Annotated in this window: 12 protein-coding genes; 5 read left to right on the forward strand and 7 right to left on the reverse strand. The window is 70.8% G+C overall.

Translation table 11 applies throughout. The annotated features are described in order from the left end of the window. Positions 1 to 42: 42 nt before the first annotated feature. Positions 43 to 3,645, reverse strand: a complete 3,603-nt coding sequence (locus QHF84_RS17295) for a VCBS repeat-containing protein (RefSeq protein ID WP_281314409.1) — start codon at positions 3,643 to 3,645, stop codon at positions 43 to 45. Between the two features lie 122 nt (positions 3,646 to 3,767). On the opposite strand from QHF84_RS17295, the gene QHF84_RS17300 reads away from it, so the two are divergent. Next, positions 3,768 to 4,766 carry a DNA polymerase III subunit delta' gene (locus QHF84_RS17300; RefSeq protein ID WP_281314410.1) on the forward strand — a complete coding sequence of 333 codons (999 nt, stop codon included), beginning with the start codon at positions 3,768 to 3,770 and terminating at the stop codon, positions 4,764 to 4,766. Here QHF84_RS17300 and QHF84_RS17305 read toward each other — a convergent pair whose 3' ends face one another. Both QHF84_RS17305 and QHF84_RS17310 read right to left on the reverse strand, forming a co-directional pair. After that, positions 4,767 to 5,387 carry a hypothetical protein gene (locus QHF84_RS17305; RefSeq protein WP_281314411.1) on the reverse strand — a complete coding sequence of 207 codons (621 nt, stop codon included), beginning with the start codon at positions 5,385 to 5,387 and terminating at the stop codon, positions 4,767 to 4,769. Further along, positions 5,384 to 6,070, reverse strand: a complete 687-nt coding sequence (locus QHF84_RS17310; protein ID WP_281314412.1) for a thiamine phosphate synthase — start codon at positions 6,068 to 6,070, stop codon at positions 5,384 to 5,386. Before QHF84_RS17310 ends, QHF84_RS17305 begins: the two co-directional genes overlap by 4 nt. 85 nt (positions 6,071 to 6,155) lie before the next feature. Between QHF84_RS17310 and QHF84_RS17315 the strand changes: the two genes are divergently transcribed. Then, a complete protein-coding gene (locus tag QHF84_RS17315; protein WP_281314413.1) occupies positions 6,156 to 7,412 on the forward strand; it encodes a hypothetical protein in 1,257 nt (418 codons plus the stop codon). A gap of 31 nt (positions 7,413 to 7,443) precedes the next feature. On the opposite strand, the gene QHF84_RS17320 is transcribed toward QHF84_RS17315, so the two are convergent. From QHF84_RS17320 to QHF84_RS17335, 4 genes are all read right to left on the reverse strand, one after another. Next, positions 7,444 to 8,037 (reverse strand): DUF3365 domain-containing protein, encoded by a 594-nt coding sequence (locus QHF84_RS17320; RefSeq protein ID WP_281314550.1) that lies wholly within the window; start codon positions 8,035 to 8,037, stop codon positions 7,444 to 7,446. A gap of 22 nt (positions 8,038 to 8,059) precedes the next feature. After that, positions 8,060 to 9,367: a cytochrome c3 family protein gene (locus QHF84_RS17325; protein ID WP_281314414.1), complete on the reverse strand. Its 1,308-nt coding sequence runs from the start codon at positions 9,365 to 9,367 to the stop codon at positions 8,060 to 8,062. A 15-nt stretch (positions 9,368 to 9,382) separates the two neighbouring features. Next, positions 9,383 to 13,153: an FAD-dependent oxidoreductase gene (locus QHF84_RS17330; protein ID WP_281314415.1), complete on the reverse strand. Its 3,771-nt coding sequence runs from the start codon at positions 13,151 to 13,153 to the stop codon at positions 9,383 to 9,385. Positions 13,154 to 13,426: 273 nt separating this feature from the next. Then, positions 13,427 to 14,137: a hypothetical protein gene (locus QHF84_RS17335; protein WP_281314416.1), complete on the reverse strand. Its 711-nt coding sequence runs from the start codon at positions 14,135 to 14,137 to the stop codon at positions 13,427 to 13,429. A 76-nt stretch (positions 14,138 to 14,213) separates the two neighbouring features. Between QHF84_RS17335 and QHF84_RS17340 the strand changes: the two genes are divergently transcribed. The 3 genes from QHF84_RS17340 to QHF84_RS17350 all read left to right on the forward strand — a co-directional run bounded on the left by QHF84_RS17340 (position 14,214) and on the right by QHF84_RS17350 (position 19,200). Then, positions 14,214 to 16,103 (forward strand): ABC transporter ATP-binding protein, encoded by a 1,890-nt coding sequence (locus QHF84_RS17340; protein ID WP_281314417.1) that lies wholly within the window; start codon positions 14,214 to 14,216, stop codon positions 16,101 to 16,103. A gap of 222 nt (positions 16,104 to 16,325) precedes the next feature. Beyond that, the gene (locus QHF84_RS17345) at positions 16,326 to 17,696 is read left to right on the forward strand and encodes a sigma 54-interacting transcriptional regulator (RefSeq protein WP_281314418.1); all 1,371 of its coding nucleotides are present in this window, start codon (positions 16,326 to 16,328) and stop codon (positions 17,694 to 17,696) included. A 412-nt stretch (positions 17,697 to 18,108) separates the two neighbouring features. Then, on the forward strand, positions 18,109 to 19,200 hold the full coding sequence (locus QHF84_RS17350; protein WP_281314419.1) for a Hint domain-containing protein: 1,092 nt from the start codon (positions 18,109 to 18,111) through the stop codon (positions 19,198 to 19,200). The last annotated feature ends 109 nt before the right edge of the window (positions 19,201 to 19,309 follow it).

Here is a 19,309-nt window from a genome sequence, read left to right on the forward strand (position 1 = left end):
GCCTGCGCAGGGGCGGGGCGCACGGATGCGAGGATGGGCCCGTCAGCGGCGCTCGTTCGAGGCGCGACGCGCGCGACGGACGAGACCGCCGAGGCCGAGCCCGAGCGCCACCACGAGGGCGGATGCGCCGGGCGTCCGGCCCGAAGCGCCGCAGCCGCCGAACGTGGTGGGCTCGGACGGAGAGGGCTGGGCCGGCGGATCCGGGTTCACGATCACGGGCGGATCGATCTGCGTGAAGTGGCCTTTGTCATCAACGGACGCGTTGATCGCGGCCAGCGCCGGGTTGCCCGCGGAGTCGAGCACCGAAACGCGCACGACGATCTTCTTGCCGAAAAGCGTGGGCGGCGGCGTGATCGAAAGCGCAGCCTCGCCCGCAGGGCCGTCGAAGAGGCCTTCCCCGGCGACGAGGGACGTATCCTCCGGCGCGCCCGCCTCGTCCATCCGAACGAGCCAATGGTCGAGCGCGAGGTCGTCCGTCGCTTTGAACCCGACGTCCATGGCCGTGCCGTTGGCCGTCGTCGCGACGTCGATCGTCGGGGCATTGCCGTCCTCGACGACGACGGGCCTCGAAAAGACGTCCGGGCTCGCGCCGTTCGGGCCGATCGCGCGCACGGCCACGCGGTACGGGCGATCGGCGAGCACGCCCTCGAGATCGATCGAAATCGAACTTTCCGAGGCGGGCCGATACGCCGGGGACCAGAGGGCCTGGTCATCCGGGCCGACGAGCGCGTATTCGTAGCTCTTCGCCTCGGCGACCGGCGCGAACGCGACCTTGATCGCGTCGCCGGGCTTGACGACGTGGGGCGCCTCGGACGGGCCGTCGTCCGTCTCGCCAAACGAGACCCAGCTTGGCGCGAGGCAGCCGGGGACGTCGATGTGGTGGATGTAGCCGTCCGCGACGCCCACCATGATCTCGTCCGCGCCGTCGCCGTCGGTGTCGCCCACGACGGGCTCGGCGACCGAGCCGCCGAGGAACTTCGACCAGCGAAGATCGAGCGTGCAGGCGTCGAGGGCATACAGGTATCCGTCCGTCGAGCCCGCGAGAATGGCAGGGCCGCCCGGGCCGAGGGAGGCGATGGAGGTCGCATTCGAGAGCACGCCGGGGCGTTTGCCCGCGGCGATGGCCGCGTCCACGGTCGGGAAGATGCTGCCGCCGGCGAGCGTGCGGGCGCCGAGGAGCGCGCCGGTCGCGCCGTCGAAGGCGCGCAGCGTGGGCGAGAGGACGGCGGGCGTGACGAACCGCGCGGCATTGCCGCAAACAGCGCGCGCGCCGGCCATTCCATTGACCTGCTCGGGGCACTCGGATTGCCACGCGGTGCCGAGGTCCGCCTGGAGGAGCCGCGGCGAGGACGCGCCCGCCTGGAGCAAAAGCTCGGGCTCGGGCCCGCCCTGGAACGAGGCGAGCATGGGGAGCGAATACCACATGTAATTGCCCGGCGTCGTGGTGACCTGGCCCGTCGCGGCGTCACGCGCGTTCAGGCCGTCGTTCATCGAGTACCACGCGTCCGTGCCGTCGCCGTCGAGGTCGCCGACGCTCGATCCGAAGAAGCCGCCGAAGGGCAAGGGTTCGCCCTGCCAAACGAGGCTGCCGGTGGTGAAATCGACCGCGGACTGGACGATCTGCACGCCCTCGATGCGCCAGTCGAGGCCGATGAACGGGACGCTTTCGCCCTGCACGCGGAGCGGCAAGGGCGTGCCGTGGGGCGCGCCCGGGCCAAGGTCGACGGCGCCGAGCGACGTGCCGTCCTGCGAGCGCCGCGCCACGAGGGCCGTGCCCTCCACGCCGACCACGGCCTTTCCGAGCGAATCGAGGTCCACGATGCTCGCGGCGACCATGCCGGGCTGGATGAAACGCGGCAGCGGGGGGACGATGAGCGAGGCGGAACGCGCGTCGCCGATGTAGAGGCCGAGCGGCGAGCCCGGAAGGACCACGAACGGCCCGAGGTCGTCGCTCCCGACGAGCGGGCCGCCCACCGCGCCCCCGCTCGGCTGCAAGCCGCCGCCGACGAGCGCGCCCGTGGCCTTGCCGCCCCAGAACACGATGCCGTTCGTCCCTTGCAAGGTTTGTCCCAGCACGACAATCGTGCCCGCGGTCGTGCCGACGGCGACCTGCGGATAGGGCCGCGTGGAGAAATCAGCCCCGAAGACGCCGGTGACGTCGCCGACGAGCGGGACATGCTCGCCGACCTTCTTCGGGCCCGAGGCATCGAACGCGAAGGCCTGGATGTCCCGGAACGTGTGCGGATTCTCCAGGGAAGCGTAGGGCAGCTCGGATTTGGGCCTGCCGACGAGCAGCGCCTGGGTTTGTCCGGGCCGCGGGAGCACGGCGAGGCGGTGATCGAGCGGGCCCCTTTGCCAGCGAGCCGGGTCGGGCATCGAATGGGCGCGGACGTCGGCGAGCGGGCCGGCCAGGGCCGTGAGGGCATTGCCGTTGAAACGGTGGACGGAAAGGCCCGCAGCGGCCGCGGTGACGAGCTCCGCGCCGGCCGTCGCGTCGAGATCGGCCGCGCCTTCGAAGCGCGCGCCCGGGAGCACGGCGGCGGTCGTGCCCGCCGCGCCCTTCAGGATCTCCGTGGTGAACGGGGACGCGGAGGACGCGCGGTGCGAGAAGACGAGCTCGTCGATCCCGTCGCCGTCGAGGTCCTTGGCGACGTCGGCGAGCGCGACCATTTCAGCGTCGTATCCGGCGGTCTTTCGCTGGAAGAGCAGCGATCCGGCCTTCGTCTGCGGATCGAACTTGAACACCGTGATCCCCGGCGGACCGACCTTCGCCGCGACCTGGCCGTGCGGCTGCACGACGACGAGCTCCTTGCCGGGCAAACCGTCGATCTCGGCCGCGAGCGCGTACGCCTGCGAGAAAGGTTTGTCCTCGGCGCCGCCCGGGAGCCCGAGCGTCGTCACGGTCTGGCCGTCCTTGCCGCTCACGATCACGATCTCGGACGGCGAGGTGAGCACGATCTCGGGCAAACCGTCGTCGTCGAGGTCGACGATCGTGTCCGAGCCGGTGTGCGAGGGCGGCGGCGACACGTTCGCCGGGCGCATCCAGAGCGCGTTCGCCGCGCCAAACCCGCCGGCGAACGAGAAAGCGCCGGCCGTCATGGTGCCGGGCGTCGCGCAAGCCGTGCATTCGTCGATGTAGACGTCGGGCAAACCATTGCCGTCGAGATCGGTCACGCGGACGGCCGCGGGCGCGCGGAACTCGCCGAGCGGCGAGCTCCAGAGGACCTGACCCGTCGCGCCGTCGAGGACGTGCGCGCGCGTCTCGGTGCGGACCACGACCTCGCTCTTGCCATCACCGTCGAGATCGGTGAAGGCCTCGACCGCGCCGAGGCCGAGGATGTCGCTCTTCCAGAGCGTCGCCTGCGAGACGCCGTGCTTGGCGACGAAGCGCCCGCCGACGGCCACGACGAATTGCGAGGAATTCCCGAGGCCGAAGCGCGCGACGCGGCCCGTCGGGCGGCCGCCCATGTACGCGCGCCACGTGACGACGGGCTCGATCACCGGCACGGATCCCGTCGAGGCGCCGGTGCGCGCGGCGTCGTGGCGCGAGACCGGCCAGGTGTCGGCTTCGGCGCGGCGAGGCGAGACGCCCCCCGCGAGAACCACGAGCGCGCCAAGCAAGGCAGCACGAGACGAGCAGCGCATGACTCCTCCCTTCGGAATCCTCATGATCGGTGGATCTTGGTTGTTTGGTGGTCCTTCCACATTCACGCGCGCCGCACAGCGCGCACTTCAACGCGGCAGGGCTCCGTGCTAGGCAGTCGCGCGTGCCGTTTTCGCGCATCCTCGGCCAGGACGAGGCCGTCCGGACCCTCGTGCGGGCCCTCGAGAGCGGGCGCGTCCACCACGCCTACCGCTTCGAGGGGCCCGACGGCGTGGGCAAGGAGATGGCCGCCTTCGCGCTGGCGCAGGCGCTCGTCTGCACCGGCGGCGACAAGCTCGGCTGCGGGCGATGCGACGCCTGCCAGCGCGCGGTGACGCTCGGAGCCGAGCGGCCCGAGGTGCCGAAACACCCGGACGTGATCCTCGTCGAGCGTGGTCTCTACCCGCCGGCGACGCTCGGCAAGAGCTCCGAGGAGGTGCAAGGGATCTCGGTGGAGCAGGTGCGCCGCATCGTGCTGCCCCACGCCTCCTACGCGCCCCACGAGGGCCGCGCGCGGATCTTCATCATCCGAAGGGCCGAGGAGATCACGGTGCAAGCCGCGAACGCGCTCCTCAAGACGCTGGAAGAGCCGCGGCAAGGGACGCACTTCGTGCTGCTCACGTCGCGGCCGGATCGCATGCTCGACACGATCCGATCGCGCACGCTGAAGATCCGCTTCGGGCCGCTCTCGGACGCCATGCTGCACAAGATCCTGGAGGCGAAGGGGATGCCGGCGGGGCAGCAGGATCTCGCGATCGAGCTCGCCGCAGGCAGCGCAGCCGCGGCGCTCGATCTCGCCGACGCCGAGCGCACGGCGGCGCGCGACGAGTTCGTCACGTCGATGCTCTCGGCCGTGGCGGCGCCGGACCTCGGGCCGGCCGTGGCGCTCGCGGAAGCGCTCGACACGAAGGACAAGGAGCGGCTGCGCGATGACCTGCGCGCCCTCGGCGCAGCCCTCGCCCGCTCGGCGCGTGGTCGTGCCGCGACAGATCCGCGCGCGTCCGTGATCGACGCCCGGCGCTACGAGTTCGTGCTCCGCACGATCGGCTACCTCGAGCGCAACGCTTCGCCGAACCTGTCGATCATCCAGCTCGTGTCCGAGCTGCGCGATGCGATGCCCTGACTAGTCGTCGCCGCGGCCCATGCGGTCGTACTCGCCTTCATCGAGACGACGACCGGCCCACGCGAGCGCCTTGCCTTCGCTCGTGACCACGATCGCGACCTCGCGGCCGCCGGCCTCGTACATGGCGAGGATGCCCGACGGGCCGACCGTGGGCGCGCCCTGGCCGAGGCGCTCGAACGTCACGGGCAAGCGGCTCCGGCGCTGCATCGCCATGCCCCGGATCTCCAGCGTCCCGGGCGGCTCGGGCGGCGTGTCCACGGCAGCCGGGCTGAGCCAAAGGACGGCGCGCGCCTCCGCCGGGAAGAGCGCCACGGCGTGGTGCGCGAGGCCCTCGGGCGCCACGAAGATCACCGCGGCGAGCGCCTGCTCCCGCGCGACGATCGCGCCCGCGAGCCAGCGCTCGTCGCCCTCCGCGGAGACGACGTCGCCGAGCGCGAACGCGAGCCCCGCGAGCGGATCGGCGGGCGCGGGTGGCTTGAGCGCGCGAGGCTTTTTCTTGTCGTCGAGGGCCTTCGTCGCGTCCGGAGCGTCGAGCTCGCGCGCGCTCTCGCGGCGCCGGCTCGCGAGGTAGCCGAGGGACGCGGCCACGGCGGCCGTGACGGCGATGGCGACGAGGCTCATGCGTCCTCCGTTCGGGGCGTCGCGCGGACGATCGCCTCGTGCAGCGTACGCGCCCGACCCGTCGCCTCGGCGAGCCCCGCGTCCCCGCTCGCGATCGGCAGGAGCGCGCCGATGACCGCCGCGGCGTCGACGACCGCGCCCACCGCGGCCGCGTTCTCCAGCGTGATGCCGCCGATCGCCACGAGCGGACGTGCATACCCGAGCGAGCGCGCGTGTTTCGCGAGGGCCGCGAGGCGCGGCAGGCCGATCGGCGGCTCGGCGTCGTCTTTGTTTTGTGTCCCAAAGACCGGCCCGATGCCGAGGTAGTCTGCGCCTTCGGCGACGGCGGCGTCGATCTCGGCCTCGTCGTACGTCGAGAGGCCCACCACGAACGACGCTCCCGCCCGCGCCGCGAGCGCGCGCACGAGCGGCACGGGCAGATCCGTTTGACCTACATGGATCCCCGGGCAGCCCGTGAGCAGCGCGAGGTCGGGCCGATCGTTCGCGTAGAGCGGGACGGAGGCGCGCGCGGCGAGCTTCGTGAGCTCGGCGAGCAGCGCGAGCGTGCGCCGCACGCCCGAGGTTTTGTCGCGGAGCTGGATCGCAGCGGGGCGGGCTTCGAGCACCGCCTCGGCGAAAGCGACGACGTCGATTCCGCGCCGGTCGAGCGCGGCGGTGTCCACGATGGCGTACAGACCTCGCATGCGGGCGCTCATTTGTACGCTAAGGTTGACGCCCTCGGAAGGAAAGCGGAAAGCCGCCTCTCGACCGACGCCGGAGCTCCCGTTGATGCGATCCTCGCGCGCTTCCCTCCTCGCCTCGCTGTTCTGCCTCTCGAGCCTCGTCTCGCCGAGCGCCCACGCGGCGCCGAAGGCCTTACCCGCGAAGGCCCAGAAGGCGCCCGAGCCGCCGCCGCTCCCACCCGCGCAAGCGCGCCTGTGGATCGTCGCGCCGACGATGACGGGGCCGTGGACGATGCGGATCGACAACGAGGGAGCGGTCCCCTTGCGCGTGCCTGCCGACGTGCGGCTGCTCCGGTTCGAGATCGAGATCGAAGGCGAGAAGAAGCCCGTCACGTGCGAGCTGCCGAAGGCGCTCAAGCCGTCGAGCTTCCCCGAGAGCCGCGCGCTCCTGCTCGGGCCGGGGCAGTCGTACGTCGAGCCCTTCGATCCGCGGCTCTTCTGCTTCGGCAAGGCCGCGGACGCGCTCCGGCCGGGCGTCACCTTGCACGCGCGCCTCGGCTGGGATCCGCCGAAGAAGGCCACGAAGAAGCCGCCCGAGCCGCCCTTCGCCGCCGAGAGCACCGAGCGCGAGCCGACGGTCGCGCCCCAGCCGCAGATCCTCGCGCCCGCGATCGTGCTCGGCGAGAGCCTGCCGCCGCCGCCTCCGCCGCCGCCGCAGGCCGCGAACGGGAACACGAACGGGACGAAGCCTGCGGACGGCAAGCCGGCCGCGCCCGCGCCGATCGTCGACGAGCGCGCCGGGAGGCTCGAAATCACGGCCGACTCGTTCAAGGACGTCGCCGCGCCGAACGGGGTGTCGCTGACGGTGACCGCGAAAAACGCGGGGCTCCGGCCGATCTTCGTGGCGCTCCGTCCGTGGATGTTCTCGTTCCGCGTCGACGGGCCTTACGGGCACACGAAGAGTTGCCTCGGCGATCCGCCGCGCGGGCTGCCGCGCGACGCGTTCCGGACCTTGAAGCCGGGCGCCTCGACGTCGTTCACGATCCTGCTCCACGAGGTTTGCCCGCGCGGAACGTTCCCGCGCCCGGGCCTCTACCGCGTGACCACCACGCTGAACGCCGGCGAGACCACCGAGGGCGCCGAGGCCTACACGGCCGAGGTCTCCACGAAGACGCCCACGCTCCTCCGGCTCGCGTCCGCGCCCGACCCCTTCTTCGCCGAGCCGCCCAAGGCCCTGCCCGCGCCTCCGCCGCCGCCCGCGGATACGTCTGCGTCCCCCGACGCGCCGCAATCCCCCGAGGCGACGCCCTCCCCCGCGCCTGCCGCGCCTTCGTCGCCGGCGCCGGCGCAAACCGACAAGTAAAACCCCCCGCTCGGCCCCCCCGACCGAGGCGTTACTTGTTCAGGGGAATGCGAATCACGACACCACCCATGATTTCGCCTTCCTTGAAGTCCTTGCGCGGGCTGTCGGCGTGCTCGTTGTGGCAATTCGCGCACGCGGCGGCGACGGCCTTGTCGGGATAAACCGCGGTGAAATAGGTCTTGTCCGCGATTTTCTCCTCCGTGTAGTAGTTCTTGCCCGGGTTGTCCGCGACGAACTTGAGGCCCGTCTTCTCGGCCTCCGTCTTCGCCTTGTTCTGCTGGTTGATCGGCCACTGCGAGAGGAGCGCGTAGGAGAAGCTCGAGTTCGACTTCTGCGCGTGCTCGGACCCCATGCGCAGCATCTGCGCCGGGAGCGGGAGCGTCTTCTCCTCCTTGAACCGCTCGGTCGCCTTGATCGCGTTCTCCTTCACGAGGCGATCGACGACCTGGCTCGCGTAGGTCGCGCGATCGGCCGAGATGACGGCGTAGAGCGCGTCCGCCATCTGCTGGGGCTGGATGCCGCCCGCCGCGCCGCCGCCACCACCCTGGTTACCGCAGCCGAACGCCGTCACGCCGGCGAGGGCCACGACGCCGCACAGCATCGCGCCCGCCTTCGAGTGTCCCATCTTCACGTCGTCTTCTCCTTGCTCAGCGCTTCCCCTGCGCTGCGCGCTTCTCGACCATGTCCACGCTCGCCACGTGTTTCTTCGGGCGACCGGCGAAGTTGTGCCGGACGAGCTCCGGGTCCGCGACCGCGTCGAGCGAGAAGCCCACGCCGTGGCAGCTCGCGCAGACGTTGCGGACCATCTTCTCGCTCGGCCTCAGATTGTCGTTCTGATTGTGCTGCACCACGACAGCAGCGCTGCTCGACGACTTCTCCCGTGGCATGTGGCACGTTGCACACGATACACCCGTCCCGGGCGGAGCCGTGCGGTTTATCTCGGCCTCCCACAGCTTGAAGTGCGGCGACCGCTGGTACGACCGGCTGTGTTCGTCGTCGTGGCATCCAAGGCAAGAGTCCACGGCCGCCTTGCGGGCGTTCACCGAGTGCCCGCCGTGACAGCTCTCACAGCCGACCTCGAGGTCCTTGGCCTCGGCCCGCATGGGCAAGCGCGCGAGGCCCGGGCTCATCGGGCCGAGGCCCGCGGCGACGCGCATTCCGTGCTTCCCCAGGCCAAACCCCTTGTTTTGTTCGGCATGGCAGCCCGCGCAGAGCGTGAGCGGCGGTTTGTTCACCCAGGCGGCGCCCTGCGTTCCGTTGTGACAACCGGAGCAGTTGATGCCCGCGCGCGCGTGCGCCGACTCCTCCCACTCGGAGACGAGCGCCGCCGAGAACGCGACCGTGCGCGGCGCGTCCTGATCCTTCGCCGCGAGCGACTTCGGGCCCTTCGCGACCATCGCGACCCCACGCGGCAAGACCTTCGCCGACGCGAGCATGACGGGCTCGCCGATGTGCTTCTTCAGGTAGTCTTCCCAGAGCGCGCGGTTGTCGTGGTAGTTGTGGCAGCCCGCGTCGCTGCACGTGTTGAACGACATCCCCGCGTGGCTCGGCCGCTCGGTGCCGACGTCGGCGTGGCACGTGACGCAGAAATCCACGGGCATCGTGTGGCCCTCGCGGTGCGTGCCCTCGGGCCAGTGCTCGACGTGGCAGGTGACGCAGCGGCGCGCGTCGATCTTTTCGAGGTTGCCGGCGTTGCGCGGGTCGTTGAACTTCGAGGCCGGATGCGAGTCGGCCGCGGTGCGCTGCTCGCCATGGCAATTCGTGCAAGCGTCGTCTTTCACGCCGCCGAACGGGGTATGGCAGGACGCACACGCCATTTCGATTTGATGATGCCCGTGCGACGTCTGATCGGGCAAATAGAGCGTCTGGTCCCGCGAGGTGAACCGGAAGGCCCCGAAGCCGCCCACGAGCCCCGTGAGCAGGAGCCAGGCCAAAATCGAGGTACGCGTGCTCATCGGGAGGCCCGCCTCTCAGTAGTAGTACACGGCAAGTACATGGAGGGCGACGAGGATCGGCAGCGGCCAGGTCAGGAGGAGGTGAACGAAGGAAGCCCGCAAACGACGGTCCCGCGCCGCGAGGGGGCTCCACCGAGAGCTCACGGCGAAGACGCCCCCCGCGAGCGCCCCGAGGATCACCACGGCAAGGAAGTCGATCGCCAGGATGAGGTTGATCCGGGTCCCCACGGAGAGGCCCGTGTGCAGGAAAAACAGGAGCATGGTCGCCGCGCCGAGGACCGCGTGGACCGTGCGCCAGACGGGCACGTCCGCGGACCGGAACCGCTTCCAGCGCTTGCGCAGCGACACGCCGAGGCTCGCCACCGCGAGCCCGACGAGGGCATATCCGCTCACCTGCTTGGCGATCCCCGGACGCAGGAGCGCGTCCAGGAGGACACCCGTCCGGACGGAACGCGAGGGGGTGAGCGAGGGGGCGAGGACCAGCACCAGGACCCAGGATAAAGCGACGACCGACGCAACGAGGAGAATCTTGCGACCGCGCTCCGGCGGAGCCTGGATCGGAGCCTGGATCGAGGGCCGCACGGGCGGCACCGAGGGGGTCTGGAGCGCGCCCGGCGGGATGCTGAGGCGCTTCGGAGGCACCCAGCTCCGCCGGGACATCGGCGCCCGATCCACGGAGGCGACGCCCGGCGTGACGCTCGGCGTGAGGACGTCGGCGATCTCGCCCTCGTCGACGCTCGCGAGGAGGGAGATGCGCGAGTAGCGGGTCGAGGAGCTCTCCTTGCGCTCCTCCATGTCGATGAGCCCCTCCATCGCCGAGAGCCGACGCGCCGAGGAAGGCGGCGGCGCTTCCGAGGCCGAGAAGAGGGTCGACTCGATGATGGGCAAGGGGGCGAGCCTCGGCAGGGGCTCGTCGGCCGTGATGATGGCCACGTCCGAGGGCGGGAGGATGACGCCGCTGGAGATGGCCCCGCTGGAGATGGCCCCGCTGGAGATCGGGCGCGATGAGGCCGGCGGCGCGGACGAGGGCGGGATCGCGCGGGAAGAGGAAGAGGACGGCGGCACGAGGGAGGCGACGCGCACCGAGCCCGCAGGCGGGGTCGACCTGCGGATCGGGCCCTCGGCGGTGACGCGCGCGGCCAGGCCGAGGACGAGGCCCGTCGCGGGGGTCTCGGGGAGCGCAGGCGGGAGCGCCTCGCCGCCGAGCCCGATGAGCGCGATGCCCGCCGGCGGGGCCTCTGTGCGGCGCGGAGTGCGCGGCGTGATCGCGATGCCCGAAGGCGGCGTGAGCGAAGACGCGCGGACCGAGGCAGGCGCTTGGACCTCCAAGGAACGCACCGATCGCGGGACGACGGGCATGCCCGTGGGCGGCGTCGGCGCGGCGTCGTCCCGCGGGGCCGGGTCGAGCGAGAGGCGCGCCGAGCGCGGCGCGATCTCGGTGCCCGTCGGCGGCGTCTTCGCGGGCTCGCGCGCCGGGGTCTCCACGAGCGTGGCTTCCGCGCGCGGCGCGATCGCGGTGCCGGCCGGCGGCGTCTCCGAAGCGAGCGCGACGCCGCGACGCGCGACGGGCGCTTCCTCCGGCACCTCGGGCGCCACGAAGGAAGCGGCGCCGAGGTTCGACGCGAGGATCGGCTCCACCGACGAAGGCGGCGGGATCGACGAGCGGAGCGTGCTCGGCGGCGGCAGGTCCACGGCGACACGCTCGGAGAGGGTCGCGCTGCGTACCGACACGGGGCCCGCGTCGCCGTCGTCCTCGGTCGGCGCGTGGATCATCCGGCCCCGTACGGACATCGGCGCCGGCTCGATGTCCGCGTCGTCTTCGACGGACACGACGGCGACGGGCGGCGCGCGGAGGCGGCCGAGGCCCTGCGCGCCCGGGAGCTCGGGCGGCCGATCGGTGATGGTGATCGAGAAGCGATGCGAGGCCGGCGCGATCTCGCGGACCGAGGGCGGCGCGATCTCGATCCCCGCGAGGGTCTCGAGCGACGACGGATTGCCGTCGCGGCGCGAGCGCGGCGCGTCGCTGTCGAACGACGACGACGACACCGTGGCGAGCGACGAGGGCGGTAGGACGCTCGTGCGTTTCGACGATTCGAGCCGCGACGAGGGCGAGAGCTCGCCGCCGCGACGGCTGCGCGGCCCCTCCCCGCGCCGCGAGCGGGGCCCGCCGTCGCCGCGACGGCTGCGCGGCCCCTCGCGCCACGACGGGGGCATCGGCTCGAAGACGCTCACGGGTCCGTCCTGGCCGAGGAGCTCCGCGAGCAGCGGCTTGCACGAGCCGCAGAGCGTGCCCGCGCCCGTCTTCGTCCCGAGCGCCTCGACCGTCTGACACCCGCCCTCGATGGCCAGCGCGAGCGCGCCGCGCGTCACCCGCACGCAGCCGCAGACGATCGCCTCGTTCGGCCACTCCGTGACGGGCGAGGACTCGGACTTCGGCCACAGGTTGCCCGTGCCGCGGAACCTGCGCATGTCCCAGAACGAGAGCGGCAGCGGCGACTTGAGCAGCTCGCGGATGCGGTCGAGGTTCTCCCACTCGCCCACGGTCACCGCGCCGATGAGCCGTCCATCGCGGATCACGAGCTTGCGGTAGACGCCGCCGCCGTTGAACACGAGCGCGTTGCCGCCGAGCCGCTGATCGCCGTCGTGCTCGCCGAGCGCCGCGACGGTCACGCCCATCAGCTTGAGCTTCGCCGAGGTGTCGGCGCCCTCGAACTTGCGCTCGGCGCCGAGCAGGTTCGCCGCGAGCACGTCGACCATCTGGTAGCCCGGCAAAACGAGGCCGTAGCTCGTCCCCCGGTGCGACGCGCACTCGCCGACGGCGAAGATCTGCTCGTCGGGCATGCGCGTCTTGCGGTCGATGGCCTGCAGCCCATCGTCGACCACGATCCCGCCGTCGCCGGCCATCTGCAGGCCCGCCGCTTTCGCGAGCTCGCCGCGCGGGCGCACGCCGGCCGCGAAGATCACCATGCCCACGATGAGCGTCTCGCCGTCGTCGAAGTGCAGGCGCAGGCCCATCGAGGGGCCGACGGCGTCGCCCGTGTCGACGGCGCGCAGGGCCCCCGTTCGGTACGAGCCGACGGATCCGTAGGCGCCGCCGGGCGGATCGAGCGCGACCTCCTCGATGCGGACGAGCTTCTTGCCGCATCGGACCTTCACGCCCATCCGCTCGACCTTGTCGCGCAGGACCGCGCCGCCGTCGGCGTCGAGCTGCCGCGGCATGAGGTAGGACGACACCTCGACGACGTGCACGTCGAGCTCGAGGTCGTAGACCGCCTTCGCCGCCTCCAGCCCGAGCAGGCCCCCGCCGATCACGGCGGCGCTCTTCATCGGCGCGAAATCGCAGGCGTACTCCTCGATGTCGGCGACGTCGTCGAGCGTGCGGTAGACGAAGACGCCCGGCAGGTCGGCGCCCTCGATCGGCGGGACGAACGGGCGCGACCCGGTGGCGAAGACGAGGCGGTTGTACTCGACGCGCAGGCCCGAGCGCGAGCGCACCACGCTCTGCTCGCGATCGACCTCGACGATCGGGTCGCCGAGGAAGAGCTCGATCCCGTTTTGCTCGTACCAGCCCTCGGGCGAGAGCGAGAACGTCGAGAGCGGGCGGCCGGCGAAGTACTCCGTGAGATGGACGCGATCGTAGGCCGGATGCGCTTCCTCGCCGAACACGACGATGCGGAGCTCGTCGTTCGCGCTGTACCCGTACTCCACCATTCGCTGGCAGAGCTTCCAGCCGACCATCCCGTTGCCGATGATCACCAGGGTCTGGGACTGGTCGCTCAGGTCCACCGTCGGTCTCCGCTCACCCCTCGTACCCTCAGCACATCGCGGCGGCGCTCGGCCCTTATACTCCATCCCCGTAATTCACGGACGGAAGCAAAGGCTCGAAAAGACCACGCAAGCCGAATGGACAAGCAATGCGGCCCACGAACATGGACCGCATTCCGCGCTCCCCTCCCTTGCCTCCGCCGCGAGGCATCGAGCCAGGCTGGGCTCGGCGCGCCGGTCGTGCAAGCCGAACCGCGAGCGCCCCGACGTGGGAGCAAGTTCCGCGACAAAGCGTCAATCGACAGACGGGACCGTCGCGTTCACCCAGGTGGCCACGCCCCGCGCGGCCGCGGGCGCCCGGAACGCCGCGGCCGAGAGCTCGCGTTGCATGCAGTTTGCCGCGGCCTCGTAGCGCGCCTCGGTGCCGCTCGCGCTGATCGACGAGGGCACGATGTAGCCGTCCACGTCGATTTTGAAACGAAGCACGATCGTGTCGGGCGGTAGGATCTTGCCATCAGCGCCGCGGCAACGCGTGACGAGCGGGTAATAGAGCTGTGCCCGCGCCGCGCGCTCGACGGCCGACGAAGGGATTCCCTCGTGCACGTCGGGGCTGCCTTCATGGATCTGGATTCGTTTGGCGAGGCGCGACGCGGATGCGTCGAAGCTGCCGCCCGGGCCTTCCGCCTCGACGCGCGTCTCGTCGCGGACGCCCGTCTCCGTACCGACGAGCGTCCCTCCGTCGGGCCCCGTCGGCAGAGCCGTCGACTTCGGCGCGGCGGCGAGGATCTCCTCGAGCACGCCCGGCACGGGCGCCTTCGCGACGGGCGCGCCGCCATCCTCGGGCTCGGCGAGCGGCAGGCGCGCGGCGACCTCGGGCGAGAACACGGACGAGGCCGCGCGAGGCGGAGGCGCGGGCGCAGGCGCGGGCTCGCTCGTGCACGCGATGAGCGCGACGCACGACGCGACCGTGAGCACGAGGCCTCCGTTCTGCTCTCTTCGCACCACGCGTAGGGTCTACCGAAAGCGCGCGGCTTGCAACGGGCGCCCTTGCTCGCCCGTCTTCGAGTAGCATCCGCGGTCCGTGCGCGATCTCTGGAGGATCCTCCGCGTCGTCCGTCGCTCCTTGCGCGGCGGCCCGCTCTTCGGCTTCGTCCTCGCGGCGGGCCTCGCGTCGGTCGCGGGCGTGATGGCGGGCGTCCTGCCGGGCCTCGTGGGCGTCGCGATCGGCGCGATCCAGGGGCGCCCCGCGTCGCCGAGCCCCGGCCTCGCGGGCCTGTTCGCGCGCATCGTGTCGGGACAAAGCCCGTGGCTCGTCATCGTGGCGACGCTCGTGGCCGTGACGATCAGCGTGGGCGTCACGATGGCGCAGAGCCGCGCCGGATCGGAGCTCTCGGCCGAGCTCACGGCGGCGCTGCGCGTGGAGCTCGTGCGCGCCGCGCTCTGGGCCTCGCCGCGTGAGGTCGACGCGGCCGGCGCGCGCGCGCTCGCGCCGAAAGGTGGTCCGCCCGCGCCGCCCGGCGTGAAGGCGCCGGCCGTGCGTGGCTTCGAGGCCGTGAAGCTCGTCATCGCGCGCGACGCGGCGGCCGTGTCGGATTTCGCCGTCGCGGTGATCACGGGCTTGCCGCAGGCCACGGTCACGCTCCTCGTCCTCGCGTTCGAGCTCGCGACGGGCGGCGCGTGGCCCGTGCTCGTGGGCACGGCGCTGCTCTTCGTGCTCTCGCGCGTGCTCTCCGATCGGGCTTCGCGCCGCGTGGGCGAGCGCATGCAGGTGATGCAGCGCTCGGACACGGCGGTCTTCGGCGCGCTCGGCGAGATGCTCGCGGGCACCGAGGAGCTGCGCCTGCTCGGCGCGCGGCAAACGGCGCTCACGGAGGTGAAGGACGCGGCCCACCGCGCGGCCGACGCGCGCCGGAGTTTTGCCGCTGCGCTCGCGGCCTCGGGGCAGATCAAGAGCGTGCTCGCGGCGATGTCGCCGCTCGTCATCCTCGTCGCGCTCCGCCTCTCGGGCCGATCGTACGAGGCCGGCGACATCGCGAAACTCCTGCTCGTCACGCCGCTCTTGCTCGCGCGCTTCGAGGCGCTCGACGGCCTCCGCTCGGGCCTGCTCGAGCGCGCGCCGCTGCTCGCCTCGCTCCGTGATCTGCTCTCCTTGCCCCCGCACCCGCCCGAGCCCGAGAGCCCGCTCTCGCTCGCGGCGATCGCGAGCGACGAGGTCGTCCTCGACCATGTCGGCTACCGGCCCGAGGGCGCGAAGGACGACGTGCTCCACGACCTCTCGCTCCGGATCCCCGCGGGCGCGGTGGTCGCGATCTGCGGCGCTTCGGGCTCGGGCAAGTCCACGCTCGTGCGCCTGCTCTTGCGACTCGACGATCCGACGCGCGGCAAAATCGAGGTCGGCGGCGTCGACCTCACGCGCCTCTCGCCGAAGGACCTCGCGCGCCTCTTCGCGGTGCTCGGCCAGGCCTCGGTGCTCTTCGAGCGCAGCGTCGCGCAAAACCTCGCGCTCGGCCTCGCGGATCCGCCGGACGAGGCGGCGATGCGCCGCATCCTCGCGCGCGTGCGGCTCGACGATCTGGCGGAGGACAAGGGCGGCCGTGGGCTCGAGGCGGTCGTGCGCAAGGTGCCGCCGAACTTCTCGGGCGGCGAGCAGCGTCGGATCATGCTGGCGCGTTTGCTCCTCCGCGACGCGCGGCTGCTCGTGCTCGACGAGCCGGAGGCGGGGCTGCCGGCCGCGACGGCGGAGGAGCTGCTCGGCAGCGTGGTCGAGCTCTCGGCCGGGCGGACGACGATCATCGTCACGCACGCGCCGCACCTCGTGAAGTCGACGTTCAACGTGGTGCTCGACAAGGGCCGCATCGCGGCGATGGGCACGCACGAGGAGCTCGTTCGGACCTCGGAGACCTACCGGGCGCTTCTTTCGGAGGGGCAACGAAAGCAAGCCGCACCCCGGCCGCATTCGCTCCCCGGTTGAAGCGACCGCCAATGAATTGACGGACAGACGCACGCGCGGCGTGCGCTGCCCTGATTCCGCGACTTGCGGAATCGCCTCGCGCACGCCTCGGACAAAACGTGAGCGGCGACGCTAACCTATGTTCTCAAACGTTTCCTTCGAAACACAATGCTTGCTTTTCCAAACCTTTCGACTGTAAGCTGTGAGAGCGTGAAGGACCAGGTCTCGCTCGAACTTGTCGTCATGACAGCAGAGACGACACGCGTGCGGCCGTTACCGGCGACGGGTCGGCTCACGCTCGGTCGTGGAGAGACCAACCATATCGTCCTTCAGGATCCCTCCATATCGCGACGCCACGCCGCGCTCGACCTCGGGCCTCCGCTCCGTATCGAGGATCTCGGCAGCTCGAACGGCCTGCGCGTGTCGCGCTCCGAGGACTCGGACGGCACGGCGCGTATCGTCGAGCATCGCATTCACCCCCACGGATCGATGGAGCTCGCGCTCGGCGACGGAATCCAGCTCGGCTCGACGCTGGTGGTCGTGCAGCGCGCCGGCCAATCCGAGGAAAAGCCGGCCTCGTCCCGCGTGGTGCGCTCGTACTCGGTGCCCGTGATTCACGACAGCGAGATGCGCAAGCTGTACGAGCTCGTCGACCGGGTCGCGCAGAGCAAGATCAACGTGCTCTTGCTGGGGGAGACGGGCGTGGGCAAGGAGGTGATGGCGGAGGCCATTCACCGGCGCTCGCCGCGGGGACGGGGGCCGCTGGTTTGCCTCAATTGCGCGGCGATCCACGAATCGCTTCTGGAAAGCGAGCTCTTCGGTCACGAGGCGGGCGCATTCACAGGGGCGACGCGGGCGAAGCCGGGGCTCTTCGAGGTCGCCGCGGGCGGGACGGTGTTCCTCGACGAGGTCGGAGAATTGCCCATTTCGGTGCAGGTGAAGCTCCTGCGCGTGCTGGAGGAGCGGAAGGTGCTGCGGGTGGGGGGTATCGAGAAGCGGCCGATCGACGTGCGCTTCATCTCGGCGACGAACCGCGACCTGGAGAAGGAGGCGTCCCGCAACACATTCCGACAGGACCTGTATTTCCGCCTGAACGGCGTGACGATCGAGATCCCGCCGCTGCGAGAGCGTGTTTCGGAGATCGAGCCGATGGTGCGGAGCTTCGTGGCGCGCGCGGCCGTGCAGATGAACATGCGGGCGGAGCCGCGGCTGTCGAAGGCGGCGCTCGATGCGCTGCTGGGATACGGGTGGCCGGGGAACATCCGCGAATTACGCAACGTGATCGAGCGCGCGGTGGTGCTGAGCGCAGGAGAGACGATCCAACCCGAGCACCTGGGGCTCGGGGGGCGGGGAGCTTCGCGGAAATCGAGCCCGGAGCTCGCGACGATACCACCGCCACCACCACGGCCGTCGAGCCCGGAGTCCGAGGTGATGACGGCCATCGCGCCGCTGCGGGTGCCGGTGGGGGAAGACGAACGGCAAAGGATCGTGCTGGCGCTGGAAGCGTGCGGGGGCAATCAATCGAAGGCGGCGGAGATGCTGGGGATCTCGCGGCGCACGCTGCTCATGCGGCTGGATCTGTACGGGATTACGAGGCCGCGGAAGGGGCGGTGAGGGAGGGGCCAAGGGTCGTCTGGCCCCCCCAGATCCGCTGAAAGAGCTCGACCACGCGCTCGGCGGTGAGCTGCTCACGCCTGCCGAGGGTCCGGGCCCGCAGGCACGCGCGCAGCACAGGTAGAGCGACCGCGCCCGCCATCACCGACGGCAGGCGTCGAGGCGCTGGTGCCGGCGGTGAAACCCGGGGTGAGGCGCGAGCGGACAAGCTGTGTAAGTTTGCGCAACGGGAGGGATCAGGTTGCGCAAGTTTGCGCGATCCGAAGTTGCGCGAGGTTCGATCGGCACATGGATCCACGCGCAAAAGACACTTCCGAGGTTTGGCACGATGAATGCAACCGTCGGGCATTACCAATCACGTTCGCTCTATTGATGAGCACGGTTCGAAAAACAACCACCTGAGGAACGTATCATGAAGAAGATTGCGCTGCTGGGTTCGTGTGCATTGCTCGCGGCAACGGCGTCCACGTCGTTCGCCGGCGAATACTATCCCGCGAACCACTGGCGATGCTCGGCGGATCAGCTCTACGGGCACCCGTCGTATCAGGCCTCGTACCCCGAGCAGCGACAAGGTTATGGGCGCACGACGTGGGCCAGGGATGCGTACAAGTACTACCGGTACGGGGCCGGAAACAACCTGTTCCTGGCGACCAAGTTCTGGAAGTCGTGGATGGATGACGAGGTGGAGGCTGCCGCCGCCCCCGCGTACGACCTCGATATTTACCCGGTGTATGCCGACGACAACAACGCCACCACGGGGATCTGGAAGGGGCCCGGTCCCCAAAGCACGGCCACATGGTACGGGACGACGTTCTCGATCATCAAGAGCCGGCCTTGGTCTCTTCCCAAGGCCGACGGCTCCGTGTACGCCGACGCGCTGTGCGAGGCGGGATGCTACAGCCCGGAGCAAGAGGTCCGCTTCGGTGATGGATTCATGCCGGTCGCGGAGGCATTCGAGGTCGGGGAGCAGCACGTCACGACGCTCACTCCCCAAGCGACGCTCGGCGCGCTCAGCTTCATGGACAACGACATCGCCCGCTGGACCGTGGACATCGCGCCGGCGGACCAGGCGATCCTCACGATCCGCATGCAATCCGGCGGCGAGCTGCGGGTCACCGCCGAGCACCCCGTCCTGACCAGCGAGGGCGTGATGAAGAAGGCCTCCGACCTGGTCGTGGGGGAATCGCTCGTGCGCGAGGATGGGTCCCCGGATCCCATCATGTCGACGGAGCGGAAGATGGTCTTCACCAAGGTCTACAACCTGCGGCCGACCACCACCGATCTGCTGTCGAACATCCTCGTGGCACAGGGCTATCTCAATGGTTCGGTTCGGTACCAGAGCGAGTACCTGAAGTACCTCAACCGCCGCCTCATGCGGTCGAACGTCCCGATGGACGTCATTCCCCGCACCGGCGCGACGAGCGCACAAAGGCAGCCCCCCACGAGCGCGCCCATCGCGCCCATCGCGCCCCTCCAGACCGCCCCGTCGCCCCGCCGCAGGTGAAAGCGCCTGCATCCCTGCGACGACGCCTGACGCCGCGCGGAGCTGCGCCCCTCGTCGGATCGGCTCCGCGCTTCGGCGCTGCACACGTAACCTCGGGCCCCTCTCGATA

Origin of the sequence: Polyangium sp. y55x31 (assembly GCF_029946505.1) — a bacterium.
Taxonomy (GTDB): domain Bacteria; phylum Myxococcota_A; class Polyangia; order Polyangiales; family Polyangiaceae; genus Polyangium.